Origin of the sequence: Marinobacter sp. (genome assembly GCF_044799475.1) — a bacterium.
Classification (GTDB): Bacteria; Pseudomonadota; Gammaproteobacteria; order Pseudomonadales; family Oleiphilaceae; genus Marinobacter.
In genome coordinates this window covers 2,739,099-2,764,417 of record NZ_CP085217.1, presented here as the reverse complement: position 1 = coordinate 2,764,417, position 25,319 = coordinate 2,739,099, and the positions used below count along the sequence as shown (strand labels likewise).

The following is a 25,319-nucleotide window of genomic DNA, read 5'->3' as shown; positions in this document are numbered from 1 at the left end:
GATGGCGGAGGCCGAGCGTACAGGGACGTATTTACAGCGTGTTTTGGAAAGACCTGTCCGCTTGCTTCCTACTCCCAACCAGGATCTTATCTGCTGGCAATTCTATTCCATAACTCTGGTCATTTTTCATAAAAATGAACGCATCCATTCATTTTTCGAATAGATAATGCCTGAATAGTCAGTGTAGACCAAATCTGGGTGGATCAAGTGACAGAGCTTGACTTCGCAGTGACAAAGCACACAATCCGTAGCTTGAGGAATCACGCGCAGCGCCCGCGCGCGCAAGTGAACAGGTATACTGAAGGACACGCCGGCGTGAACCCTGGACAGACCGGCGGCCATATCGCCAGAGCCATGCAGTCAGCCCATGTTATTAACCACCAAATTTCTGCGACCCGCCCCGGATTCAGGCTCGGTACAGCGCGAGCGCCTGCTAAAGGTCCTTGCGCTGCGCCCGGCCAAGCGGCTGAACCTGGTCATAGCGCCAGCGGGTTTTGGCAAGACCACCCTGGTCAATCAGTGGTGCGACAGCCTCGGCTCCGGACAATCAGCGCCTCCCACCGTTGCCTGGCTTGCCCTGGACGAGCATGACGATGAGCCCAGGCGGTTCTGGCAGTATGTTCTGGGTGCATTTTCCAGTGCTGGCCTGGAGGGCCTGGATGAGGCCCGGCAGCATTTTAACAACTATGCCATTCATGAGCTCGAAGGCGCCATCACCGCCCTGATCAACGCCCTAGCCGCCATTGACGGCGAAACCGTGCTGGTGCTGGACGACTATCATCTGATTCACGACAACCGCATTCACCGCCAGCTCACCTTCTTTACAGACTATCTGCCGCCCGGCGTGACTCTGGTGATTGCTTCCCGGGTCGAGCCGGAGCTGCCGATCGCCCGGTGGCGGGTGCGCCAATGGATCGATGAGATTCACCCCCAGCTGCTGGCGTTTTCCGAGCTGGAATGTCAGCAGTTTTTCCAGGAAACCATGGGGCTTCCCCTCTCCTCCTCCGATGCCGCCCGGGTCTGGAAAAAGACCGAAGGCTGGGTAGCCGCGATGCAGATGGCGGCGCTTTCCGGCCGGGAGCGGGCTGCGGAAACCGGCGAGCCGGCACCGGCGGTGCATGTGAGCAGCCGCCAGATCAGCGACTATGTGCTGACGGAAATTCTGGAGCAGCAGGCACCAGATATCCGGCGCTTTCTGCTCGACACCTCCTGCTGTCCCCGGCTCTGTGCCTCTCTGTGCGATGGGATGCGTCAGAGCGACGACAGCCAGGCAATGCTGGAAACCCTGACCCGCCATAAACTCTTCCTGATCCCCCTGGACACCCGGCAGGAATGGTTCCGTTACCACGATCTGTTCCGGGAGGCTCTGTATCAGCGGGCCAGTCAGACCCAGCCGGACCGGGTGGACGAGATGCAGGTGCGGGCCATCGAGTGGCTCCTTGCGCATAATCACATCCAGGAGGCTATTGCCCAGATCGTCCAGCGCCAGGAATGGCCCTGGCTCTCGCGGGTTCTTGAAGAGCATGGCAACACCCTTATCCATGGCGGGTTCCATCTGCCGGTTCTGCACTGGCTGGAACAGTTGCCTGCCAGCGAAGTGCAGGACAATCCACGGCTGCTGATGCTGCAGATATGGGCGCTGTTTTTTGCCAACCGGGTCACCCTGATCCGGGAGCAGCTCAGCTACCTGGAGGATCTGCTCGACCGGCGAGTGGCGGACTCCCACCCGGACGCAGGCGGCGCCCTGGGGCTCCAGAGCGAAATTTCCCTGATGTGGTCCTATCTTGCCAGGTCCAGGAGCGACATTCAGAGTGCCCGTGATCTCACCAACCAGGTATTGCGGGACATAGACCACACCCAGATCCCCCTGAAGTCTGTCACCTACTACAGCCTCGGGCTTGACTACTATGGCCGTGCGGAACTGGGCGCCGCGGAAGAAGCCCTGAAATCGGCCGTGAGTCACGGTGAACGGGAGCGCCAGCCGTCTACGGTGCTTTCCAGTGGCGGCCTGCTGGCGTGGATTCAGTTCAACCGGGGTGATCTGGAACTTGCACTGCGCACCTGTACCGACGTGCGTCACTGGATTGACCAGCATTACACTGACCCGACCCAGCCCCAGCTGATTTCCTGCTGGCAGAACAGCACCCTGGTTGAGATTCACCGGGAGCGTAATGAGCACGACCTTGCGGCCTCATATCTGGCTCCTCTCACCGGCCATGTGGAGAGCGGAACGGAACCCGGGCAACATGTGATCATCCAGTACGTGCGGGGGCATCTGGCGTTCAGCCAGGGCCGTTATGAAGACGCCCTGCTGGCCCTGGAAGACGCGGAATCCATAGCGGAACGGCGACGCGAGCACATTATATTCGAGCCGCCATCCTGTGGTGCCCTGCGGGCCAGGTGTTACCTGGCCATGGGGGACCTGAAGCAGGCACGAAACTGGCTGGAGAACCGGGGAAACACGGAATTCAGCAATCCTCTGAACCGGGAACAGAGCGCCATCAGTGCGGTCAGAGTGCTGCTGGCAACGGGGGAGGCGACGGAGGCCATCGCCCTGCTCGCGCCCCTGCGGCTGAGTACCGAGCAGGGCCAGCATTACCGCCACCTGATCGAGGTCCTGGTCCTCTATGCGGAAGCATTGCAGGCGGAGGGGCGACCCCGTGAAGCCAGAACCATGCTGGTCCAGGCATTGCAGCGGGCCGCCAGAGCCGGTTTTCTGCGAATGTTTGCGGAGGAAAGCCGGACCATCCAGAAGATGATTCTCGCTCTGGAAGGCGCGAACCCGGATCTGCCTTCCGCCTGGTGGCGGGAGCTGCTCGCCATGCTGGCTGCACAACAGGGCACGGCCATGCCAGCGGACAAACAGTCCGGTTCTCCGGCGAGCGGGCTGGTGGAACCGCTGAGCCAGCGGGAGGAAGAAGTGCTGAACCTGATCAACGAAGGCCTGCCCAACAAGGACATTGCCCTGCGGATGAAGGTGGCGCCGGCCACGGTGAAAGCCCACATTCGCAATCTTTATGGCAAGCTGGACGTCAGCAGCCGCACCGAAGCCCTTGCCCGGGCAAGACAGATCGGTGTTTTGTGATCCCCGTCACGATTTTTTTGGCTATTTTGGGGGGACTACGCCCTTTGGACGATCCGGATACGCCCCCTCCTGCCCTATGATTACCCCATCGATGAGGCATTGCCCCATCACGGAATATGAAACTTCAGGCCTTCATTTTCCACTTTGTGTTGTTATTGCCGGGTTCTTTGAATAAAGACCCTGTCTTCCGAAGGTGCCACCGTTCTGGTCTGGCACTTTTTTTTGGCCTCAGCGCTCAATAATCCGGCGAAATGGTGGCAGGGCATCCAGCAGGAGCTGCCCGTAACGCCGGGTGATGATGCGCCGGTCCAGAATGGTCACCCGACCTGTGTCCTGCTCCGTGCGCAAAAGCCGGCCAACCGCCTGCACCAGTTTGATGGACGCGTCCGGCACGGTGATTTCCATGAAGGGGTTGCCACCTCTGCGGGTCACCCACTCCGCCAGGCTGGCCTCAATGGGGTCGTCCGGAACCGAAAAAGGCAGGCGGGTGATCACCACATGGCTGAGGTATCGTCCTGGCAGGTCGATGCCTTCGGCAAAACTCGCGACCCCGAACAGCACGCTTGGGCGATCCGCGTCTATCCGTTCACAGTGGCGCCTGAGCACTTCGCCCTTGGCCATGTCGTCCTGGGTCGTAATCAGGTCCGGATATTCCGGCGCCAGCCGGTCTCGGACTGCGTTCATCTGGCGCCTGGATGAAAACAGCACCAGCGTGGCCTTTTCCCCTGCCCAGAGGGCCGGAAGGCGGCTCACCAGCTCCTCCGTGAAGGCTTCATTATCTGTTGGCACAGCCGCCATGGCGGGCACTTCCACCGTTGCCATCTCGCCATAGCGGAAGGAGCTGGGCACCACCAGGAAGCGGCTGGCATCTGGCAGCCCGGCTCTGGCCTGCAACCGGTCAAAACTGCCCAGCGCCGTGAGGGTCGCGCTGGTCAATATGGCTCCGTAAACCCGTGACCAGAGGCGGGTGTAAAGCAGGCTGTCCGCCAGCACCGGGCTGCTGTAGAGGGTGATATCCTCGGTATGGTCCCAGCGCTGCCGGATCGCCCAGCGGGCCGGCGGCGGGCCTGCGCGCTTGCGCGCCTTGCCTTCCCCCGGCGTGGTTTTTTCGCACCAGGCCACCCAGAGGCGCAACTGGTCTTCCGCCCGTGCGTGAAAGCCCCCCATCATGGGGAACCAGGCCTCGGCAGTCGCGCGGTCCACATCATGTTCCCGCTTCTCATCGAATGCCTTCTGAAGCTCATCCACGAGGGTTCCCAGCTGGCGCACAAGCGCAGCTGTAACCAGCTGGGCCCCCTGGGCCAGTTCGGCCAGGGCTTCAGGCAGTTCGCCTTCGGGATAGCGCCACTGGGCGGCCTTGCGTTCGTCACTGAAGGCCCAGTCGGTGTTCTTTTCCGCCTCCTCGTAGACCTGGGCGAGTACACCGTCCACTTCCCTGGCACTGGCGCTGATTTTGTCTACGGTCTTGGCCGCGGTGGTCCCCGGGGTGAGAAAAGGCGGGATCTTGCTCAGAGCCTGGGACAGCTGTTTGAGCCACTGTCGGGTGCTGTTCAGTGGCACAGAAGCGGCGAAGTGGTTCAGGGCCTTGCCCGGCAGGTGGTGAGCCTCATCGAATATGAACAGGGCATTTTCCGGCTCTGGCAGAATCGCACCGCCACCCAGGGCCAGGTCCGCCAGCACAAGGTCGTGGTTGGCCACAATCACATCGGCGTCCTCGAGGCCTTTGCGCGCCTCGAAAAAAGCACAGCTGTCAAAGTAGCTGCAGTGACGGTTGGTGCACTGGCGGTGATCCGTGGTCACCTGGCGCCAGATATCGTCCGGAATCTGACTGGGCCAGTGGTCCCGGTCCCCGTCCCAGGCACGACTGCCATAGCGGCCCAGCATGTCCTCGAAGAACTCCCGGGTGCCCGGCTCTTCATCCCGGGGCTGGTCGACGAAGAACAGCGGCATGCTTTCGCTGTCGCCGACACCTTCCTCCTGCAGACGGCCTTCCAGCCGGGACATGCAAAGATAGCGGCCACGGCCCTTGGCGAGGGTCCAGGTGAACTCAAGAGAACTGTGGTGTTTGAGGTCCGGCAGGTCCTTGTGAACAATCTGGTCCTGCAGGGCAACCGTGGCGGTGGAGATAACCAGTTTTTTGCCCAGCGCCCGGGCCACCGGAATCGCGGAAATCAGGTAGGCCAGGGTCTTGCCGGTACCCGTGCCGGCTTCCACCACGCAGCTGCTATGGGCCGAAGTGCGCTCCCCATCACTGGCGGTAATATCCCCCATGTAACGGGCAATTTCAGCGATCATCAGGCGCTGGCCATATCGGGCACGAATGCCCTTGCCACTGAGAACGTCACGGTAGGCCTGCTGGATGTCACTCTTGACGGTATCGGAAAGGGCCATCAGCGCGGGCTTATCCAGTCACGGACAACGCCGACACGGAACTGCTGGCCATCCAGACTCAGTACTACGCCGTCAACGGTGATGTCGTCCACCCGGATTCCGGAGAAGCTTTGCCCTGTTCTGAGGTAGTTGTCATTGATCATTACCCGGCGCGCACCCGGGTCAGAGGCATAGATGTGGCTATTGAAGATAAGCGTGGGTATCCGTTTCTGAAAAGACATCGGCAGCTCCACCAGATGTGGCACCCGGGCTGAAGCTGCGCGTTCGATCGGCTGGGCCGACAGTGGAGTTTGCGGCGGATCCGTATACAGCGAAGGCGGCGACTGCCCGGGCTGGGATGGAGACTTCCAGGAGGGCACGATCACCGTTGGTTGCTCCGGCACCTTCGGACGAACGCCCGCATCCGGATCCAGCGCGGGCAGAACTTCCGGCGGCGCTGCCAGGAGCTCGACCGGTTCGCCGGCCGCCTGCTGCTCACTGCTCTTCCCTGCCGGCGCATCCGGGGACGCCGGCCCGGCAGGGGTCGTGCTGGCCGCAGGCGGGGTCTCATTACCCGCATTGTCCACCGGTGCGCCTGCCAGCCCGACCACACCCGGCCAGAAAATAACTGCCAGCACAATGGCATTGAGCACAAGCGCCAGCCCGACCCAGAACATGACAGGAATGCCCCTGCGCCGTGGCTTGTGAATAAGCTGGACCTGCTGACCCAGATCCGGAATCCTGCCCTGCTGGCGCTCGCTTTCGGATTTTCTGAGAGCATCAAGTATGTAAGACATCAGCCCTCATCCCCATGCCGGTCCAGTCCTGGCAGGTTGCGGTCCAGATCATTGGCAACCTGGATCAGGGTCATGGCCCCGGCAATGCCATCGGTGGCCAGCCCCTTGCGGCCCTGGTACCAGCGGATCTGCTCTTTCTGGCTCATGGTCTGGATCTGCTCCCGGTCCTGACTGCCCGAGGCATGAAGCTCAATCAGCTGCATCAGTCTGGCGCTCAGCCAGATTTCCTCTCCGGCACCGGCAGCGCCGGAGTCCGTGACGGGAGACAGGTAAGGGGGTAACTGCCAGAGGATGGAATAGTCACCGAGCCAGTAACGCTGGATGTCAGCAACGGGAACCTGCCGCTCGCCCTCGGCGGTGGCCAGTATTGCCAGGTTGCCGTCGATCCCGACAAGAGTGACGAAACGGTCTTCACCGGCGTGATCCCGCAGGTCCAGAATGGCGGGATGATTGAGCCGCTCCAGACTTCGCCAGCTCCCTTGCCGGTGCAGGCACCGCAAACCCCGAGCTTCCGCATAATCACAGGCAATGGGGGCAGCGGCTGGCTCATAGTCCACGCCCCAGACGCTGAACAGGGATTTGTAGGCATTCGGCAGGGACTGACCAGCCGTTACCGGATCAAACCGGGGCATTTGCCCGGCGGCGATTGATGGCTCAGCCGGCTTTGCCTGATTGTCGGCGGGCAGGTCTTCTTTCGCGTCTTTCTCGTCTTTCGCTTTCTCGTCTTTTTCCGCTTTCGCGTCTCCCGCGTCAGCGGCTTCACCGGTTTCCGGGCCCTCCTCAGGATCCTGAGCGAGTGGATTTTCAACCCTGTCCGTTTCGGCCGCAGTTGCGCCGGTTTCCGCCTCCGGGCGTTCCAGCCAGGTCACCGTCAGAAACACGGCCACGGCAATGCTGGCTCCGAAGGAAGCATAGCGCACCGACGGCTTGAGACTCTGGCCGCGCCTTTTTCCCATGCCCAGAACCTCCCGGGCGGCGCCGCGGATATGCCCGGCTTCGATGCGGTGCTCTCCCTCGGCGTAGGCCCCCAGCAGGGCGCGGTCGCTGATCAGATTGATCAGGCGCGGGACGCCTCCGCTGAGCCGGTAAAGCTTCCTGATGGCGGCAGGAGTGAAAATCTCGGAGCGCTGCCCGGCCACGCTGAGGCGATAGCGCAGATAGGCAGGCAGCTCACTGCGCTCGATGGCATCCAGATGGTAACGGGCGGTAACCCGCTGGGACAGTTGCCGGAGCTCCGGCTTTGACAGCATGTCCTGAAGCTCGGGCTGACCCAGCAGCACGATCTGCAGCAGCTTTTTTTCGGCGGTTTCCAGGTTGGTCAGCAGGCGCAGCTGCTCCAGAACCTCAGGAGAAAGGTTCTGGGCTTCATCAATCATCAGTACCTTGTGACGCCCGGCGGCATGGGCTTCCAGAAGATCGGTATTGATAAGGTCAATGAGGCGCTTGATGCTGGAGCCGGCCGGGTGGCGGATACCCAGCTCGTCGCAGATACTGGACAGCAGTTCACGGGCGGACAGCTTGGGGTTCAGGATCAACGCTATGTCCACGTGGGGCGGGACATTTTCCATAAAACATCGGCTGATGGTGGTTTTGCCTGTACCCACCTCGCCTGTGATGACAATGAAGCCGCCCTGCCCCTGCACGCCATACATGAGATGCGCCAGCGCTTCTTTGTGGCGCTCGCTCAGATACAGATAGCGGGGGTCAGGTGCAATCGAAAACGGTGGTTCCCGAAAACCGAAAAAATCGTAATACATGGGTATCCAGTCAGGTGCCAGCCGGGTTCACAATAATACAGTCAAGGATTCCGGGCTACCACCACCGTATCCGATCGCGCCATCATACCACGTGGCTCACAAGGCGACAGGGAATCAGAAGCCTTCGAGCATCAGATTTTCGTCTTCGCCCTCGGTAAAGGGGTCGGAGGACGGCTTGCCATCGTTGACCAGGTATTCCCTGCGCTGAAGGTAGGCGTTCTTTACGAAGGTATAGCTGTCGCCCGAGATAAAACCCTCCGCTGCCAGCAGGTCCGCTCTTTTATCCACGACCTGGAGCGCCCGCGCGTAATAGACTTCGGGGGAGTCAACCGAGTCCCAGGGGGAAGGCAGAACAACCTGATCCACGGCGAAACCGCTGAATCCCCTTATGGTTGAGGGGCCAAGGAAAGGCAGCATCAGATAGGGGCCTGTGTCCGCGCCCCAGTAGCCGAGGGTCTGGCCAAAATCCTCCGGGCGCTCGGGCAGGTCAAAGGCTGTGCCTACGTCAATCAGACCGCCTAGTCCAAACACCGTGTTGTAGGTAAAGCGGCCGGCCGCCACCACCGCCGACTCACCCTTGAGCTGAAACACACTGTTGGCGAAATTGCGGATTTCCGTCAGGTTGTTGAAGAAGTTGGTGACCCCCTGGTCAACCAGATCGGGGGTTACCTTCTGGTAGGCTTCCGCCACTGGCCGCAGAGCGTAGTCGTCCACTGTCTGGTTGAAGCGGAAGACTTTCCGGTTCCAGTTCTCCCAGGGGTCAGATGCCTGGGGGTACTGCTGACCCGGATCTGCCTGTTCCCAGGTTTCCGCATCTTCCTGTGTGTATTGGGCCCAGCCGAGCCCTGGCAGCAACAGCAGCGTCAGGGCGAGAAATCTTGATGGGCTTCGCATCAGGGCTAATAGATTCATGAGCTGTCCTGGAATTTTGACTTTAATGTTCATTCGTCGACAATGGCGGTGATTTCTGCACTTATATCAACTGTTACTATTGCCCGGAGAAACTCAATGCCGCAGCCCGGAAATCTCGTACATGCGCTGTCCACTCCCCTTCGCTGGGGCGACATGGATGCATACGGCCATGCAAACAATACGGTTTTCTTCCGTTTTTTTGAAGAAGCCCGTATCAACTGGCTGACATCACTTGAACTGGGACTCGAGGACGCCCCAACCGGCCCGGTCATTATCAGCACCAGCGCCACTTTTCTCAAGGAGCTGGTGCACCCGGCCACGCTGGAGGTGAAAACATACGCAGGAAAAGCAGGCAATACCAGTCTGGTAACCCACTACACGGTTACTGACGCCGATAGCGGCGATCTCTACGCCGAGGGAGAAGCGAAAATCGTATGGTTTGACCGGGAAGCGAGATCATCCGCCCCCCTTCCCGACAAACTCAGATCTCTTGCAGCTGAGTAATCTTCAGCGGTGGCGAACCACAACGCTGCCGATGGAGTAGCCGGCGCCAAATGAGCAGATGATGCCCAGATCTCCGGCTTTGAAATCGTCCCTGTGTTTATGAAAGGCGATGATGGAGCCGGCGGAGCTGGTATTGGCGTATTCATCGAGAATGACCGGCGCCTCCTCCCGGGTAGCATCCCTTCCCAGCACCCGCCGCGCGATCAGCTCGTTCATGTTCAGATTGGCCTGATGCAGCCACATGCGGCGCAGCTGTTCCGGCGCAAGATCCAGGCTGGCCAGATGGCTCTGAATGGTTTCCGCCACCAGTGGTGACACTTCCTTGAATACCTTGCGACCCTGCTGCACGAACAGCTTGTCCGGCTTGCTCACTCCTGACGGGTCCGCCCGGTTGAGAAAGCCGAAGTTGTTGCGGATGTTGTGGGAAAACCGGGTTACCAGGCGAGTGCCCAGAATCTCGAAGCCCTTGCCGGCATCCACATCCGACTCTCTCTCCACGAGAATGGCCGTGCATGCGTCACCGAAAATGAAATGGCTGTCCCTGTCCCTGAAGTTGAGGTGGCCGGAGCAGATCTCGGGGCTGACCACAAGTACCGCTCTGGCAGAGCCGTTTTCAATGGAATTGACGGCAGCCTGGAGGCCAAATGTGGCAGAGCTGCAGGCCACATTCATGTCATAGGCAAAGCCCTCAACTCCCAGTTCTTCCTGGACTTCGATGGCAATGGCCGGATAGGGCCGCTGAAAGTTTGAACAGGCAACAATTACCGCATCCACATCCGCTGGAGTCCGTCCTGCCTGCTCCAGAGCCTCCTGACACGCCGCGAGTGCCATTTCGCACTGGATGGAAGGCTCTTCATCGCTGCGGTCCGGAATATTGGGCCGCATCCGCTGGGGATCCAGAATGCCTTCCCGGTCAATCACGTGACGGCGTTTGATACCTGAGGCTTTCTCGATGAAGGCCGATGACGAGGGCTGTTTCGGCTCCATTTCTCCCCGGGCGATCTCCTGGGCGTGCTCCTCGTTGTAAAGCTTGACCCAGGCATTGAACGCCTCAACAAGCTCGTCGTTATCAATCGTTGCTGGCGGTGTATAGAGACCTGTTCCGCTAATAACGGCTTTAATCACGCGTGACCCCATAGGTTCTGTTTGGCAAGATATAGATGGGCGGTTTTGATATACAAAACGATTTTTTTACGGACCAGCCCCTGTCACTGAATATTAGCACAGTAGTCCCGGGCGCGCGGTCGCGACAATCGTCGCATTTTCAGGGAGTCGCGCTGCTTATACCCGCACATTCTGCCACTGTTTATCCAGCCGCTTGACCGAGACCGGCACCGCCGTTCCCAGCTGCTGGGCAAAAAACGATACACGGAATTCCTCAAGCATCCACCGGTAAACCGTAAGTTCCGGGTCACGAATCCCCTGACGCTGGTGTTCATCCCGCTTCTTCGCATAGCGGGCCCAGAGTGGCTCTATGGCGTGCAGAAACTCCCGTTCACGGCCCATCTCCCGGGTCATCTTTTCCAGCCGCAGGTCCGCCGCCTCGAAATAGCGCGGAAAATGGACAAACCATTCAGCCGGGGTGTTGACCAGAAAACCCGGATAGACCAGCTGCTCCATCTGGAACTTGATATCCGCCATGCTGTTGGCCTGGGCCAGGGTGATCTTGCCCTTGAGCTGCTTCATCACCCCATGATGGCCCTGCAGGGCGCTGAACAGCTGTCGGTCAGCCTCCTCCAGTGCCGGCAGAAAATCCGCCCGGCCTGCCTCATACACCTCGACGAGACCCTCTTCGGACCTAGGCGCAGGGCCTTTGAGGAAATGCTGCATGGCGGTGGCAAGCAGCAGGTCATCCAGCAACCCGCTGGCCTTTCCAACCGGAGCGAACAGCAACGCTGAGGACCGGAAGCAGGGGAGCTTGCGCTCCATTCCCTCCAGGGTATTGCCGAGGCGCTGGAGTATCAGGCGGGCAACAGCCCTGCGGGTGGCATCTTCGGCAGTGAGAGGGTCGAGGTAACGGGTCTGGCGAACGGCATCCCCGCGGTCTTCCAGTGCCGGGTAAAGAGTCACCTGCATGCCGGCCTTTTCCGTCTGGACGGTCTCCGGCAACTGGCCAAACTGCCAGTCCCGGGCCTCCACCACCGCCTCGCTGCGTTTGCCGGTTTCGACGGCATTCAGGGCCGCCTCGGCCTTCTGGTTCAGCCGGTCCTGCACCTGCTGTATGTCCCGCCCCTCGGCAATGATTTCCTCCCGGTCGTTGACCACCCGCAGGTTCATCCGCAGGTGCCGGGGCAGTTCTTCGGGCCGCCAGGCTTCCGGGTCGATCTGGACACCGGTCATGCGCCGGAGCTGTTCTCCCAGCTTGAGCGTAAGGGGCTCGTTGCAGGGTGTAAGATTGCCAAGGGCGGCATCGACAAAATCCGGCACCGGCACAAAATTGCGCCGCAGGGCCTTGGGCAGACTCTTTACCAGCGCATTACATTTTTCCCGCAGCAGACCGGGAACCAGCCATTCCAGGCGATAGCCGGGCAGCTGTTTAAGGGCCATCAGGGGCACCTGCAGGGTGACACCGTCGTCCTCGGCCGTGGGCTCAAACTGATAGCTCAGAGGATAACGGACCCCCTGCCACTCCAGCTCATCGGGGAACTGCTCCACCGTGCGTTCATCCAGGGGGCGCTGCAGGACATCCGACTCCGACAACTCAAGATCCCGCAGGCCCTCCGCATCAAGGGTCTTCCACCAGGCTTCAAAATGACTGCCGCTGACCACCGTCGCCGGAATCCGCTCATGGTAGAAATCCACCAGCACCTGCTCATCAACCAGCAGATCCCGGCGGCGGGTTTTGCGCTCAAGATTCTCCACCGTATCCAGCAGCGCCTGATTGTTGGCAATAAAAGGCGCTGCCGTGTCGTAATCCCCCTCCACCAGCGCACGGCGGATAAACAGGGTTCTGGATTCCACCGGATCCACCTTGCTGTAGGGGATCCTGCGGCGGGGAATGATATCCAGGCCATAAAGGGTGACCTTTTCGTACCCCATCACCTGACCCTGCTTGCGCTCCCAGTGGGGTTCAAAATAATGATGCTTGACCACATGGGGTGCCAGGGGCTCTACCCATTCCGGCTCAATGCGGGCCACCATGCGGGCAAACACCCGGCTGGTTTCCACGATTTCAGCGGCGACTATCCACTTTGGCGCTGTCTTTACCACTTTGGAGCCGGGGAAAATGAAAATCTTCCGGTTGCGAGTGGCCAGATACTCGCGTTTTTCCAGCTTGGTGGCCACCTGGCCCAGCAGTCCGGCAAGAATGGCCTTGTGAATGCTGTCGTAGGAAGCGACCTCGCGGTTCATTGCGAGTTTCTGTTCGCGGCATACCAGGGTCAGCTGACGGTGAACATCCCGCCACTCCCGCATTCGCATCCATGACAGAAAATTCTTCTGGCACAGCTTTTTCAGGTGATTCTGGGACAGTTCCTGGCGCTGCTCCTCGAAAAAACGCCAGATGTTCAGCAGGGTGACAAAATCGGATTCCTTGTCATTGAACGGAGCATGGGCCTGATCCGCCGCCTGCTGCTTATCCTGGGGCCGGTCCCTGGGATCCTGGATACTCAGCCCTGAAATCACCACAAGGATTTCAGCAAGACTGCCCTGCTCGGCACTGGTCATCAGCATTCTTGCCAGGCGAGGATCCACTGGCAGCCTGGCCATGGTGCGGCCCATCATGGTCAGCTCACGACGGTCATCCACCGCGCCGAGCTCTTCCAGGAGCTTGTAGCCATCATTGATGAGGCGGTTATCCGGAGCCTCCAGGAACGGAAAACGGCGGATTTCACCAAGCCCGGAGCTGGCCATCTGCAGAATGACAGAAGCAAGGTTGGTGCGCAGGATCTCCGGGTCGGTGTATTCCGGGCGGTTGATGAAGTCGGTTTCGTCATAAAGCCGGAAGCAGATCCCGGGCGCAACCCGGCCACAGCGGCCCGCCCGCTGGTTGGCACTGGCCTGGGAAATGGGCTCCACCGGCAGCCGCTGGATCTTGGACCGCACGCTGTAACGGCTGATCCTGGCCACCCCCGTGTCGACAACATAACGGATGCCTGGCACCGTAAGGGAAGTTTCCGCCACGTTGGTGGCGAGCACGATACGCCGTCCCCGGTGGGGCTGAAACACCCGGTTCTGCTCCTGGGTGCTGAGTCGGCTGTACAGGGGCACAACTTCCGTGTGCCTCAGCTCCGCATGCCGCAGGTTTTTGCTCATTGCCCGTATTTCGCGCTCCCCCGGCAGAAACACAAGAATGTCGCCCGGCGGCTGGCTGTGCTGCCGCTCGTGTGCCTCGACTTCTTCAAGAGCGGACAGTACGCCTTCGCTCCAGCTCTGATCACGGTCGTCTTCGTCCCCCGTCAATGGCAGGTAACGCACCTCCACCGGATAAGTCCGGCCGGAAACCTCGATCACAGGGGCATTATTGAAGAATTCGCTGAACCGCTCGACCTCAATGGTTGCCGAGGTAATGATGATCTTCAGATCCGGGCGCTTTGGCAGCAGCTGCTTCAGGTAGCCGAGGAGGAAATCGATATTCAGGCTGCGTTCATGGGCCTCGTCGATAATGATGGTGTCGTAGCGGTCCAGGAAACGGTCATGCTGGACCTCTGCCAGCAGTATGCCGTCGGTCATCACCTTGATCCGTGACCGTTCGGAAGTGGTGTCAGTGAAGCGGATCTGAAAGCCCACCTGTTCACCGGGAGCTTCCCCCAGCTCCTCCGCGATGCGCGCAGCGACACTCCTGGCCGCGATCCTTCGTGGCTGGGTATGGCCGATGAGCCCACGAATCCCCCGGCCTGCATTGAGGCAGATCTTGGGAATCTGGGTGGTTTTACCGGAGCCGGTTTCGCCGGCAACAATCACCACCTGGTGCTCGTCCAGGGCCTTGCGGATATCGTCCACCCGGTCCGACACCGGCAGTCCCGGAGGATAAGTGGCCGGCTTGTGTCGCGTTTCCCTCTCCTGCACCCTGGCCAGTCCGCGCTCAAGCCACTGGCCGATCTTTTCAAGGTCCTGCTGGCCCGGCCGCCCTTTGCGGCGTGCTACCAGCTTGCGGATGCGGGCTGCTTCCAGCTGATTGCAGGCGTGCAGCTGTGCCATCACGGCACTGACGGTCTCGTTCTGCACGGGGGGTTGATTCGATTCGTTCATTGAGGCTCTGATTCCAGTTCACACTAAGGTAAGCGGGCAGGTCTTTCCAAAACCGTCCGGAGCCAAGGATGGCGGAGGCCGAGCGTACATGGAAGTATTCACAGCGTGTTTTGGAAAGATCTGCCCGCTTGCCTGGCGGCACAAAGCAGAACGCCCCGGCGATCGGGGCGTTCTGCTTTACCGGGCTGAAGCTTACTTCTTCTTTATCTCTTCGTCCCGAAGTTCCCGCCGGAGGATCTTGCCAACGTTGGTCTTGGGCAGATCATCCCGGAATTCGAACTTCTTCGGCACCTTGTAGGCGGTGAGCCGCTCGCGGCAGAATTCCTTGAGCTCACTTTCCGTGAGGTCACCGGAAGACGCAACCACAAACGCCTTGACCGCCTCCCCGCTCTTGTCATCCGGTACGCCCACAACGGCACACTCGGTGACCTTGGGATGGCCGGTGATCACATCTTCGATCTCGTTGGGGAAGACATTGAAGCCGGACACAATGATCATGTCCTTTTTACGGTCAACGATGCGCATATAGCCGTCTTCCTGCACCAGCGCAATATCGCCCGTCCGGAAGAAGCCGCCTTCGGTGAAGGACTTCCTGGTCTCTTCAGGGCGCTGCCAGTAGCCACGCATGACCTGTGGGCCCTTGACGCACAGTTCGCCCGGCTCACCCAGAGGGGTCTGCTTGCCATCTTCATCCAGTGTCTGGATGACGGTGTTGCAGACCGGCAGCCCTATGGTGCCAAGCTGGATCGCGTTGGGCGGGTTGATGCTCACCACGGGTGAGGTCTCGGTAAGGCCATAGCCTTCGCTGACTTCGCAGCCGGTTACACGCTGCCAGGTCTTCGCGGTGTCCTGGGTCAGTGCCATGCCACCGGAAGAGGTCAGCTTGAGAGCACTGAAGTCCAGGTTTCTGAACTCTTCGTTGTTGCACAGCGCCACAAACAGGGTATTAAGGCCGAGGAACGCGGTGAACCTGTGGTTCTTGAGTTCCTTGACGAAGCCCGGAATATCGCGGGGATTCGGGATCAGGACGTTGTGCCCGCCCGCCTGGAGCATGATGCCGCAGTTCAGGGTGAACGAGTAGATGTGGTACAGGGGCAGAGGCGCGATGATCACCTCTTTGCCTTCTTCGATCAGACCTCCGAGCATCGGCCGGGTCTGAAGAAGGTTGGCCACGAGGTTGCCGTGGGTCAGCATGGCACCTTTTGCAACGCCGGTTGTGCCCCCGGTGTACTGCAGAACGGCAATATCATCGAGCTTCGATTCAACCGCGGTGAATTTCTCCTTCGCGCCTTCGCTCAGCACCGCCGGCAGCTTGTGGGCCTGCGGCAGATTGAAGCTCGGCACCATCTTCTTGACGTACTTGACCACCGCATTCATCAGCGTGCGCTTGAGGGGTGAATGCATGTCTGCGATCTCGGTGACGATCACATGCTCAATGCCGGTACTGGGCAGAACCTTCTCGGCGTTGTCGGCCATGTTGGCAAGGATAACCAGGGCTTTGGCGCCGGAGTCATTGAACTGGTGTTCCATCTCCCGCGTGGTGTACAGCGGGTTGGTATTCACCACAATCATACCCGCGCGCATGGCACCAAATACCACCACAGGATACTGGGTCAGGTTCGGCATCTGGACGGCGATACGGTCGCCAGGCTTGAGGTCGGTTTTGTTCTGGAGCCAGGCCGCAAACTGACGGCTGAGCCGGTCGAGATCACGATAGGTGAGAGTCACGCCAACGGCGGTAAAAGCAGGACGGTCGGCAAACTTTTTCACTGACTGCTCGAAGACATCCACCATGCTTTTGTACTGGGTGACGTCAACTTCGCTGGGAATGTCCGCAGGATACTTGTCCTTATAGAACTGCTCAAAATCCATCACTGCATCTCCTGTGTATCTCTTGTGATTATCGTCTTCGACCGGTTCGCTTTCGGCTGGAAAATACAACCAGACCAAAGTATCAGCCCAAAAAAAGATCCGTGAGAATAGCAGTTTTGTGAACGATGAGGTAGTTTTCAGCGATACCGCGCGATCACACAAAGTGGATGTAAACCATGGATCAGACCCTCGACACACTTGAAAACATCACTTATGACGAGCTTCGGGAGGGGGATGTCGCCACCTACACCCGGACACTGACCGAAGACGAGCTGGTGCTCTTTGCTGCGGTCTCCGGAGATGTAAACCCGGTGCACCTGGACGCCGCCTGGGCGGCTGATTCCATGTTCAAGGAAAGGATCGCCCATGGCATGTGGAGCGGCGCGCTCATTTCAGCGGCCCTGGCAACCGTGCTACCCGGGCCGGGCACCATTTATCTGGAGCAGAGCCTTGCGTTCAAACGGCCGGTCAAGCTGGACGATACCCTCACCATCACCCTGACGGTACTGAAGAAAGAGCCGAAGAACCGGGTAACCATGGGCTGCGACGTTCGCAATCAGGCGGGCGAGACGGTTGTCACCGGAGAGGCCAGGGTGATTGCACCGAAACAGAAGATGACAATCACCAAGCCCCGCCTGCCGAAAATCACCATCGAGCAGTAAACCTGGCTGTCAGGAAGGCAGAAAGTCGATGGGAAAACGGACAGTCCGGGTTTCCACATCCGCCTGGCCGAAATTGAACAGGCGCACCCGTCCGGCAATGCGGCTCTCAAGCTGGGGGTGATCCAGCTCCGAACTGACCACTTCGGATCGTGAGACGCTGCCGTCCGGTTCGATAACCAGCTCAAGCAGAACCTTGCCTTCGAGTGTCGGATCCTTGCGCAGCTCCCGGTTATAGATTGAATAGAGCGAGGTTTTCTGACTGTCGAATACCTGCCGGATGTTGCTCATGGACCGTTCGGAGGGCGCACTCTTCTTCTCCCCGGCCGGCTGTGCAGCCACCGCTGGCTCTGCTGGCGCCGAAACCTGTTTTACCTGATGCTCCGCCAGAGCCACATCGCGCCTGGGCCCCTCTGCTGCCTCCACGCCGCCACTCCCCTGAAGCGCCCTGCCGCCGGCCAGGTCCTGCTGACTGACCTGGCTATCCTCAGTGTCAACATTGGCCCTGAGTGTTTTCACCGGAGCTGACTCCGGCGCCCGCATCTCTGCCAGCTGATCCTGCAGCGCCAGAAGTCCGGAACGGGAGGCTTTTTCCCGTGCCTGCTCCACTGTCTGTTGCCGTGGCTGCTCTGGTTCTGGTTCAGGCTCCGGTGGCGGCGTCACCGCAACCTCGGGTTCGGGTTCTGGCTCTGGCTCCGGCTCGGGTTCAGGCTCTGGCTCTGGCTCGGGTTCAGGCTCCGGCAGAGGTTCCGGTTCCGGTGGTGGCTCCGGAAGCCGTTTCTGCTCCACCAGGCGGGCCAACTGGGGCGGCACTTCTTCGGTTTCCGAGCGTTCCTGTTCCGGCAGATCAATACCGGGAATGATCAGGGCGGCTGGCAGGAAGACAATCAGCATCAGGCCAAGCGCCAGGCCAAATCTCAGGTTCTCCCCGGGCTCGGATGACCAGGGCAGAGCCAGACGTCGATGGGACCGATCAGCCATTGTCTGCCTCCCGGGGCCGGGATTCCACAGCCAGCCGAACCTGCCGGTAATCCCCATCGACACAGGTCTGCATGACCTTGCGCAGCAGGCGGTAGTTGGTGTCGCGGCCTGCCATCACAGTCACTTCCAGACCTTCTTCGGGTATGCCGGCGTGACGCGCCCTCCGGTATGCCAGTTCTTCAGCCAGCCCCGCAATAGCCTCATCATCAGCCGCGATATCCGCCAGCCGGGCAACTTCGCGCCCCTGGACAAGAATCGCGGAACCGGTTACCTGAATCATCAGTGATTCTCTCGCCTGCCTGTCGGCGGTGGACTTGGGCAAAGGTACCGCCGCGGTGTTTTCCATGACCTTCACATCGGAAGAGTTCACCATCAGAAAGAATACGAGGATGGTGAAAATATCCATCAGTGACACCAGGTTGAGGCCTCCAGCCCGGTGCATTCGGGAATAATGGCGGGACATCCGGCGCGCGCGTGTGGATTTCTTCACAGTGCGGCTCCTTCGTCCGACATCCCCTGACTCAACTGGCGGTCATCAGGCACGTTAGCCAGCGAGACATCCGGAAACAGCTCGGCCTCAACCACGCTGGCTGCGACGACCGCCGGGTATGAACGCACCCGGTCCATCACATTGACCAGCGTCTGATAATCCACGTCGCCACCGACCTCCAGGATCAGGTCCGTTTTCTCGGGCACGCGGCTCTTGATCGCCCGCAGAATCTCCCGCAGACCCTCATAATCCTGACCCTCCTGCTTCGCGGGAAGACTTTTGATCACGCCGTTTTCGCTGTCCCTCACCTCAAGCCCCCGGGGCAGAAGCGTCACCATCAACTGGAGATTCTCGCTATCAAGTGGCTGGCCCGAGCTTTCCCCGGGGAAATTCAGTTCGATCATTCTTACCTGACTGAACACCATACCCAGCAACAGCACAGGCACCAGGACGATCATCAGGTTCATGAAAGCCGTAATGTCCAGGTCCGCATTGGCCGGCAAGCGACGATGTCTGCGTCTCATAAAAGCTCTTCCCTGCTCAGGCAGCGGCCTGATTGGTCTGGGACTGGCGGGTCTGGTCCGAAACGATATTCAGCAGTTTCACACCGGCCATTTCAAAGCTGTCGACGATCTCGTTGGTCCGGGTCTGCAGCACCGCGTGAAACATCAGCAGAGGAATGGCCGACATCAGGCCAAAAGCAGTTGTGTTCATGGCAACGGAAATGCTCTCTGACAGCAGGCTGGCCTTCTGGGAAGGATCAGCGCTGGCAACCGCGGTGAAGGCGGCAATCAGGCCGATGATTGTGCCCAGCAGACCGAGAAGTGTGGCGACGTTGGCCAGGGTGGCCAGATACTGGGTCCGTTTTTCCAGTCTTGGCAGGACTTCCATCAGGCCCTCTTCCATGGCGTATTCGATTTCTTCCCGGCGGCTGCCATTCAGCAGCCGGCCAATACCCGCCTCCATGATGGATGCAATGGCGCTGTTTGACGTGTTGGCTGCCTTCATCGCCCGGCTGTAGTCCTTTTTTCGCAGCAGCGGCAATATGCCCTGCTCAAAGGTGCGGCGGTTTTTTCGACGCACCGAACCCAGGTAGAAAAAACGCTCCAGAGTGATCGCCAGGCCAATCAGCAGTACAAGGGCGATGGGGTACATGAACGGGCCGCCTTCCTGGAAAAAACGGATAACAGTTTCAAGCATGATCAGACTCCAGCAGTTCAGTTGGACGGCCCGGGTTCAGCAGGCCGACAGGTTCAATACGGCAAATGAGGTGCTCAAAATTTCGACAGGGATGAATCAAGGTCCGGGTCAAGCGTCTGACGGAAATGCCGGTGACGCTCCAGCGTGAGCGGGTCAACAGGAACCAGCAGCCCCGGGGCCTCGGACCTGAGCTCGGTGCGCGGTCGCACAGGAAGAGACGGCGGTTGCCAGGGCAGAATGGTCAGCACCCTGGGGTCTTCATCATTGGACTGACGGGCAATGCCTGCCACCTGAAGGCCTGGCTCCACCTTTTCCTGCTCAGCGGTGGCTGCATTTTCCTGAGAGTCCGCCGCAATCGCCTGGCTGAAAAAGCCCACCGCCACCAGACCGAGCAGCCTTGCGAGATAAGGGGTTCTGTCTGTCATTGAAGCCTCCGTTCCAGATCCACAATCCAGCCCTTCACCTCACCATCTTCCGTTGCGGTGATGCGCTGGTATTCCCTGTAGTGCTCAAGGGCTGTTTCCAGATCAAGCAGGTACAGCTCCGAAAGCACGGCGAGATTGTAATGCAGCTCGGGAGCGTCACCATCATGCCTCAGGCCCTTTTTGAGCAACTGACTGGCGGCCTGGAACTCCCCGGTTTCCTGCATGATAAGGGCAAGGTTGTTGATGGCCATGGTATCCGAGGGGTCCTGTTTGAGTGCTTGCTGGTAAAGGTTTTTTGCCTCTTCCATTCGCCCCTGCTGCTGCCGGACCCAGGCCAGCCGGGCCTTGAGAAAGGGCACGTCCGGACGGCTTGCCTGCAGGGCTGACAGGTCTGAGTCTGCCTCCTGCCAGCGGCTGTTCCGGCTTGCGGCCAGAGCGGTATCAAACTGCGCCTGCTGCTCAGCGGTCAGTGGCTCGTACGTGGCGGGCTGGAATGATTCGCCTGTTTCGGTGAGCCCGTCGCCCTGCTCTGATCTTTCCGGCCCGGAGGGCGACTGGGCACAGCCAGCCACAATCAGGCTGAATACAGCCAGCAACGCAAGCCAGTTCATCCGGCCCGGCCTGGTGAAACGATCAGGCGCCATCATTGTTCTCCTGATTCCATGAAATCCAGCGACGGTCCCGGGCGTAGCGGCCAGGGAACATCTGCCCCAGGGCCTCAAGGCTCTGCCTGACCCAGCGGTCATAAACGCCTTCGGAAATCAGCTGATGATTCCGGGCGTGGAGTTCAATCGCCTTTTCCTCAAAGGGATAGGCCTGATCCTCAAGCAGGAACTGATACTGGGACATCTCCAGCTCCGTCAGGCCGGCGGGCGCATCTGATGCCATGATATCCCTGGCCATGACCCGGTAGAGTTCGGCCTGCTGGTACAGGGATTCGGACTTTGCGCGCCCGCTATCCAGCGACTCCGCCTGCCGATAGTATTCGCGGGCCCGCTCCATGGTTTCCCGCTTGCGGGCCAGCGACGCCTGCAGGGGCTGGGTCAGCCTGATTTCCCGGAACGACGCGGCGGAGGCGCCCGCGAGTACGAGGGCAGAATCTGCCGCCCAGGCCAGGGACTCCCTGGAATGCCATTCACTGGCCAGCTCCCGCTCCAGCAGCTCCCTGCGTAACCGGGATTCATCCACACCTGATTCAATAAGCCGCTGACGCATCTGCTGCTGCCCCAGGTGATTGTCCTTGCTCGCGGCTCCGCCCGCCTGGGCGAGATAGTCCTGGTAGAGCGCGTTGCGCCGGCTCTCTTCTCCCGCCTCATGAAGGAGCTCGGCTGCCTGCAACCTCTGCACCCACATGTCATCTCCCCCTCTGGCGGCGGTAATCAACTCGTCCGCCGCTCGCACCGGCTGATCGGAGGCACGGTAGGCAAATACGAGCTTGTCACCAATACCCGGTGCGAGTTCATGGTCCGGATAATCACCACGGAAACGCCTGAGCTCATTGATCGCAGCCTGCCACCGCTCAGCTTTCAGCAGCACCGTCGCGGCGTCGAAGCGGCCCTTGATGGCTGTGTCGGAGCCGGGGTGGACAGAAGCTATACGCTGAAAATGGGCCACGGCCTGATCCACTTTGCCTGCTTCGTCCGCCGCCTCGCCCTGCCGGTAAATGCTGGTTGCAAGCTGTTCACGCACCCTGGACTTCTCGACAGCATCCACGGCAGGTGCGCTGACACCTTCAAGAAGCGCCAGAACCTTCCGCCAGGCTTCTTCCGCCGCCTGAAAACGCCCGCCTGCTGCGCGGGTCTGCGCCAGAACCAGCCAGGCGCTGTAGGCATCAGCCACATCCACCCAGGGCTTTTCCACGGCACGGCTGGCAAAATCACCTGCCTCACCGGGTCGCCCGGCAGTCAGCATGCGGTTGGCAATGTCTGCCTCAAGGGCCGGCAATCTCCGGTCCTCGGGGAAGCTGGCAGCAAAGCGATCAGTGGTATCAGCCAGTTGAGTCAGGCCATCAGAGCCCGTCGCCTGCCGGTCCTGGGCATCCACCCGCAGGGTCAGGCCAGCCCAGGCCGCGTCCGCGGCGCCGTCAAAGTCCGGATCCTGGTAACCCGCCTGCTCAAACATGGCCAGCGCCTGCGATCGCTCGCCTGCCTGCAGCCAGGCGTCACCGGCCAGACGGCGGACCGGGCCAGGCTCGGGATGGTTTTGCGCCAGCAACTGGTAATACTCTGCGGCCCTGGTGAACAGGCCAGCAGCCGAGGCACCACCTTTTGCCTGCTCCGATGCCTGGTGATAGTGATAATCCCCGAGCATGCGCGCATAGTCGAACCAGCGGTCCCGATAGGATTGCGCCAGTTCCTGCAATCGCTGCTGCGACTGCCAGGCAGCCACATAGTCGGCGCGGGCGTCACGGGCCCGACCGGATTCGCCGCCACTTACCCATACATCCACGATCTGGGCACGGAAAGCCGGGGCGGTTCTGTGATCCGGTGACGTCCGGAGGAAAGCCTCTGCAACCTCCACGCTGTCTGCGTAGCGCTGCCGGCTCGCATAATAATCCGCAAGGCTGTCGTAAAGCAGATAATCATAGGACCGGCCGCCGGTCCGGGCGAGCAGGTCTGACAGGGTCTGATGACCCAGGTCATTGGCCGCCAGAATGGCAATTATCCGGAAGGTATCGCGAATCAGGTCGGCGGAAGCGGCTGGAAGACGGGCAAAGCCCTCCGAGGTGTCGGAATACTCATCAAGCACGGTGATAAAGGTCTCGCCGGCACGCTCGCTGGCTCCCTGCTTGAACTGACTCCAGCCCAGCATGTAACGGGCCTTGCTCTTCAGCAGTTCATCAACCCTGCTGGCCAGCACCTGCTTGTAGACCGATTCCGCCTCCTGGAACCGGCCCCCCGAGTAGGCGGATTCAGCGATCCGGAAACGGGCTTCGGGGGTCAGGGAGGACGAGGGGTAAAGGCCGACCAGCTGCTTCAGGCGTTCTACCGAACGCTCCTCCTGGCCGATATAGGCGTAAGCCTTGGCTGACTGATAAAGCAGCTCATCAAGCCTGCCCTGAAAGGCTCCGCTGCTGACGATCATTTCGTAACTCTCAATCGCTCCCCGGTAGATCCTCTCTTCCTGATCCGCGGTGAATTCCACTCTGTCTCCGGCAACAGCCTGAAGGTTGGCAAGCCGGTTAAGCGCATCTATCCGGACTTCCGGCTCCTCGGATTCTTCAAACAGCCGATGGTAGCGCCTGGCCACTTCACGTGGCGAGATTGTGGGCACGGCCTGGCCATCAAACCTCAGGAACACCGGCCGCATATCGCCGATGGTTTCCCCGTCTTCGCCAAGATTGACCTGAAAGGCCTCCTGGGCCGCCAGGGGAAATGCCAGGCAGGACAGCATGATCAGGAAGATGAATCTAGTCACGGGAGTCCTCCCGCTCAAGGCCTGTCAGGGCAAGATGCTCATAGAGGTGGGCGATCTGCTGTTCTGTCCGGTCCAGAGCATGGGCGATCTGCTCCCTCTGCACATCGAGAAACTCAAGGGCCAGATCATCCAGTGCCTGTTCCGCCCTTTCCCGAAGCCCGCTAACACGGCGTAAAGCGGCCTGAACATCCTGACGGCCAACCCGCGCACGTTCTGCAAGCCCCGCAAGCCGGTCCGCTGTCTCTGCCCGGCGCCGGTCAAAGCTGCCTGTGCCCCGGCTGATTTCAGTCAGAGTGAGACGAATGCTCTGCAACTCCCGCGCCTCGGCACTGCCGGGCGCAGCGTTTCCGGACAGGATCTTCCATCTGTCAGCCAGGCCCTCAAGGCCAGGTTTCAGGGCCTCGGCGCTGCCGTTGTTCCCGGATCTGAGGCGCTCCGTCAGGGCGGCGATAAAGATTTCCAGATCACGGTCCCGGGTTTTCAGCATGATATCCATGCTCTCCAGGCCGGCGATCCGGTTCACAGCCTCCTGGGCACCGGCCTGCTCCATAAAGTGCAGGAGATAGGCGACTCTTGGCTGGGTCAGGGTACGGCTGTCCGCCAGGAACCACTCCACATCATTACGACGGGCGGCCTTGACCATGGCCTCGAAGGCACCTTTCTTCTGAATCTCCTGCCTCAGGGTCTGGATGCTTACCTTTTCACTTTCAAAAGCCGAGATGGCCGCAAGATAGGCTTCGCCGGCGTGGCCGAGATAACCGGCTTCGTCGTAGCCCCGGCCCATGCCCAGCCAGGCATCTGCGGCGCCAGGGAAAGCCAGGGGAAACTTGCGTGCCCGGTGCCAGGACTGCATGGCCGCCCGATAGTTATCGTTGGCGGCATGGGCCAGACCATGGAAGTACAGAGCCTGGGGCGCCAGATAGCTGTCCAGACTGACCTTGTTGAGAAAATCCAGAGCCTTGTCGTGGTCGCCCCGGCGGTAGGAAAGCACGCCAGCCTTGACCAGTATGCGAAGGGAGAGATCATCCATCCGTCTGGCATCCGTATCCGAGGCGGCCATGGCATGGGCAACACGAAGCGATATCAGAGCCCGGGAAGGATCCCGGTCTATCCTGCCGTAATCCACCGCAAGGTTCAGATAGCCCAGGGCCGCCCAGTACCCCGGCTCCATGCGAGACAGTATTTTGCCTGCCTGGTCAAAGCGCTCCGCACCACGGGACAGCTCTGCCTGCAGGAACATAGCCTTCTGGCGCGAATCCCCCTGCGCCTGATTTACCGCCTGCCTGAGCCAGGAGGCAGCATCTTCGGTTCTGCCTTCAGAAACAGCCAGCCTGGCAAGCTCAAGACTGGCATCGCCCCGGTGGGTCTTACCCTTGGTGGCGACCTTTTCAAGAGCAGCCCTGGCCTGATCCCTGCGGCCGGTAACCAGCCATGCTCTGGCCCGCAGCAGGCTGCCATGATCGGTTTCAACACCGCTCAGCCAGCGAATCGCCTGCTCCGGCTGATCAGCGCCCAGGGCAAATATCGCCAGCCGGGACCGATCCCCGTCGCTGACGGACGCCTGGGCGGTCTGGCTCAACAGCCCTGTCAGGGCTATCAGTGCGACCGGAATCACCAGTGACCTCTGGATGTTTCGCAGCGCTCGCCGGATCATCACGAT

Annotated in this window: 18 protein-coding genes; 3 read left to right on the top strand and 15 right to left on the bottom strand. The window is 60.2% G+C overall.

Annotated elements, in window-relative coordinates:
- Positions 1-367 precede the first annotated feature (367 nt).
- On the top strand, positions 368-3,085 hold the full coding sequence (locus tag LG327_RS12770; RefSeq protein ID WP_404362345.1) for a LuxR C-terminal-related transcriptional regulator: 2,718 nt from the start codon (positions 368-370) through the stop codon (positions 3,083-3,085).
- A gap of 228 nt (positions 3,086-3,313) precedes the next feature.
- Here LG327_RS12770 and dinG read toward each other — a convergent pair whose 3' ends face one another.
- From dinG to LG327_RS12750, 4 genes are all read right to left on the bottom strand, one after another.
- Positions 3,314-5,476: an ATP-dependent DNA helicase DinG gene (gene dinG / locus LG327_RS12765; protein ID WP_404362343.1), complete on the bottom strand. Its 2,163-nt coding sequence runs from the start codon at positions 5,474-5,476 to the stop codon at positions 3,314-3,316.
- On the bottom strand, positions 5,476-6,252 hold the full coding sequence (locus LG327_RS12760; protein WP_404362341.1) for a general secretion pathway protein GspB: 777 nt from the start codon (positions 6,250-6,252) through the stop codon (positions 5,476-5,478). The genes dinG and LG327_RS12760 overlap by 1 nt, the downstream gene beginning before the upstream one ends.
- Complete coding sequence (locus LG327_RS12755) at positions 6,252-8,009, bottom strand: AAA family ATPase (RefSeq protein ID WP_404362339.1); 1,758 nt, start codon at positions 8,007-8,009, stop codon at positions 6,252-6,254. Before LG327_RS12755 ends, LG327_RS12760 begins: the two co-directional genes overlap by 1 nt.
- Before the next feature lie 114 nt (positions 8,010-8,123).
- Positions 8,124-8,921, bottom strand: a complete 798-nt coding sequence (locus LG327_RS12750) for a VacJ family lipoprotein (protein ID WP_404362338.1) — start codon at positions 8,919-8,921, stop codon at positions 8,124-8,126.
- 96 nt (positions 8,922-9,017) lie between these two features.
- On the opposite strand from LG327_RS12750, the gene LG327_RS12745 reads away from it, so the two are divergent.
- Entirely contained in the window at positions 9,018-9,425 is a 408-nt protein-coding gene (locus LG327_RS12745) for an acyl-CoA thioesterase (protein ID WP_404362336.1), read from the top strand.
- Positions 9,426-9,428: 3 nt separating this feature from the next.
- Here LG327_RS12745 and LG327_RS12740 read toward each other — a convergent pair whose 3' ends face one another.
- The 3 genes from LG327_RS12740 to LG327_RS12730 all read right to left on the bottom strand — a co-directional run bounded on the left by LG327_RS12740 (position 9,429) and on the right by LG327_RS12730 (position 16,487).
- Positions 9,429-10,550 (bottom strand): beta-ketoacyl-ACP synthase III, encoded by a 1,122-nt coding sequence (locus tag LG327_RS12740; RefSeq protein ID WP_404362334.1) that lies wholly within the window; start codon positions 10,548-10,550, stop codon positions 9,429-9,431.
- A 156-nt stretch (positions 10,551-10,706) separates the two neighbouring features.
- On the bottom strand, positions 10,707-14,615 hold the full coding sequence (gene hrpA / locus LG327_RS12735) for an ATP-dependent RNA helicase HrpA (RefSeq protein WP_404362332.1): 3,909 nt from the start codon (positions 14,613-14,615) through the stop codon (positions 10,707-10,709).
- 192 nt (positions 14,616-14,807) lie between these two features.
- Positions 14,808-16,487, bottom strand: a complete 1,680-nt coding sequence (locus tag LG327_RS12730; RefSeq protein WP_404362330.1) for an AMP-binding protein — start codon at positions 16,485-16,487, stop codon at positions 14,808-14,810.
- Positions 16,488-16,663: 176 nt separating this feature from the next.
- On the opposite strand from LG327_RS12730, the gene LG327_RS12725 reads away from it, so the two are divergent.
- Positions 16,664-17,149: a MaoC/PaaZ C-terminal domain-containing protein gene (locus LG327_RS12725; protein WP_404362328.1), complete on the top strand. Its 486-nt coding sequence runs from the start codon at positions 16,664-16,666 to the stop codon at positions 17,147-17,149.
- Between the two features lie 9 nt (positions 17,150-17,158).
- Here LG327_RS12725 and LG327_RS12720 read toward each other — a convergent pair whose 3' ends face one another.
- The 8 genes from LG327_RS12720 to LG327_RS12685 form a co-directional block, all read right to left on the bottom strand.
- Positions 17,159-18,127: an AgmX/PglI C-terminal domain-containing protein gene (locus LG327_RS12720; RefSeq protein ID WP_404362326.1), complete on the bottom strand. Its 969-nt coding sequence runs from the start codon at positions 18,125-18,127 to the stop codon at positions 17,159-17,161.
- Entirely contained in the window at positions 18,120-18,617 is a 498-nt protein-coding gene (locus LG327_RS12715) for an ExbD/TolR family protein (RefSeq protein ID WP_404362324.1), read from the bottom strand. The genes LG327_RS12720 and LG327_RS12715 overlap by 8 nt, the downstream gene beginning before the upstream one ends.
- Entirely contained in the window at positions 18,614-19,141 is a 528-nt protein-coding gene (locus tag LG327_RS12710) for an ExbD/TolR family protein (RefSeq protein ID WP_404362322.1), read from the bottom strand. The genes LG327_RS12715 and LG327_RS12710 overlap by 4 nt, the downstream gene beginning before the upstream one ends.
- A 16-nt stretch (positions 19,142-19,157) precedes the next feature.
- Positions 19,158-19,817, bottom strand: a complete 660-nt coding sequence (locus LG327_RS12705) for a MotA/TolQ/ExbB proton channel family protein (RefSeq protein ID WP_404362320.1) — start codon at positions 19,815-19,817, stop codon at positions 19,158-19,160.
- Positions 19,818-19,891: 74 nt separating this feature from the next.
- A complete protein-coding gene (locus LG327_RS12700; RefSeq protein WP_404362318.1) occupies positions 19,892-20,242 on the bottom strand; it encodes a hypothetical protein in 351 nt (116 codons plus the stop codon).
- Positions 20,239-20,889 (bottom strand): tetratricopeptide repeat protein, encoded by a 651-nt coding sequence (locus LG327_RS12695; protein ID WP_404362316.1) that lies wholly within the window; start codon positions 20,887-20,889, stop codon positions 20,239-20,241. The genes LG327_RS12700 and LG327_RS12695 overlap by 4 nt, the downstream gene beginning before the upstream one ends.
- A complete protein-coding gene (locus LG327_RS12690) occupies positions 20,876-23,659 on the bottom strand; it encodes a tetratricopeptide repeat protein (RefSeq protein WP_404362314.1) in 2,784 nt (927 codons plus the stop codon). The genes LG327_RS12695 and LG327_RS12690 overlap by 14 nt, the downstream gene beginning before the upstream one ends.
- The gene (locus LG327_RS12685; RefSeq protein WP_404369410.1) at positions 23,652-25,313 is read right to left on the bottom strand and encodes a tetratricopeptide repeat protein; all 1,662 of its coding nucleotides are present in this window, start codon (positions 25,311-25,313) and stop codon (positions 23,652-23,654) included. The genes LG327_RS12690 and LG327_RS12685 overlap by 8 nt, the downstream gene beginning before the upstream one ends.
- Between the last annotated feature and the right edge of the window lie 6 nt (positions 25,314-25,319).

What these genes read in the sequence shown, in the direction of transcription:
- LG327_RS12755 (WP_404362339.1), bottom strand. Translation starts at nt 8,009, where the DNA reads ATGTATTACGATTTTTTCGGTTTTCGGGAACCACCGTTTTCGATTGCA.
- LG327_RS12760 (WP_404362341.1), bottom strand. Translation starts at nt 6,252, where the DNA reads ATGTCTTACATACTTGATGCTCTCAGAAAATCCGAAAGCGAGCGCCAG.
- dinG (WP_404362343.1), bottom strand. Translation starts at nt 5,476, where the DNA reads ATGGCCCTTTCCGATACCGTCAAGAGTGACATCCAGCAGGCCTACCGT.
- LG327_RS12730 (WP_404362330.1), bottom strand. Translation starts at nt 16,487, where the DNA reads ATGGATTTTGAGCAGTTCTATAAGGACAAGTATCCTGCGGACATTCCC.
- LG327_RS12685 (WP_404369410.1), bottom strand. Translation starts at nt 25,313, where the DNA reads ATGATCCGGCGAGCGCTGCGAAACATCCAGAGGTCACTGGTGATTCCG.
- LG327_RS12745 (WP_404362336.1), top strand. Translation starts at nt 9,018, where the DNA reads ATGCCGCAGCCCGGAAATCTCGTACATGCGCTGTCCACTCCCCTTCGC.
- LG327_RS12770 (WP_404362345.1), top strand. Translation starts at nt 368, where the DNA reads ATGTTATTAACCACCAAATTTCTGCGACCCGCCCCGGATTCAGGCTCG.
- LG327_RS12725 (WP_404362328.1), top strand. Translation starts at nt 16,664, where the DNA reads ATGGATCAGACCCTCGACACACTTGAAAACATCACTTATGACGAGCTT.
- LG327_RS12720 (WP_404362326.1), bottom strand. Translation starts at nt 18,127, where the DNA reads ATGGCTGATCGGTCCCATCGACGTCTGGCTCTGCCCTGGTCATCCGAG.
- LG327_RS12695 (WP_404362316.1), bottom strand. Translation starts at nt 20,889, where the DNA reads ATGATGGCGCCTGATCGTTTCACCAGGCCGGGCCGGATGAACTGGCTT.
- LG327_RS12750 (WP_404362338.1), bottom strand. Translation starts at nt 8,921, where the DNA reads ATGAATCTATTAGCCCTGATGCGAAGCCCATCAAGATTTCTCGCCCTG.
- LG327_RS12710 (WP_404362322.1), bottom strand. Translation starts at nt 19,141, where the DNA reads ATGAGACGCAGACATCGTCGCTTGCCGGCCAATGCGGACCTGGACATT.
- hrpA (WP_404362332.1), bottom strand. Translation starts at nt 14,615, where the DNA reads ATGAACGAATCGAATCAACCCCCCGTGCAGAACGAGACCGTCAGTGCC.
- LG327_RS12700 (WP_404362318.1), bottom strand. Translation starts at nt 20,242, where the DNA reads ATGACAGACAGAACCCCTTATCTCGCAAGGCTGCTCGGTCTGGTGGCG.
- LG327_RS12705 (WP_404362320.1), bottom strand. Translation starts at nt 19,817, where the DNA reads ATGCTTGAAACTGTTATCCGTTTTTTCCAGGAAGGCGGCCCGTTCATG.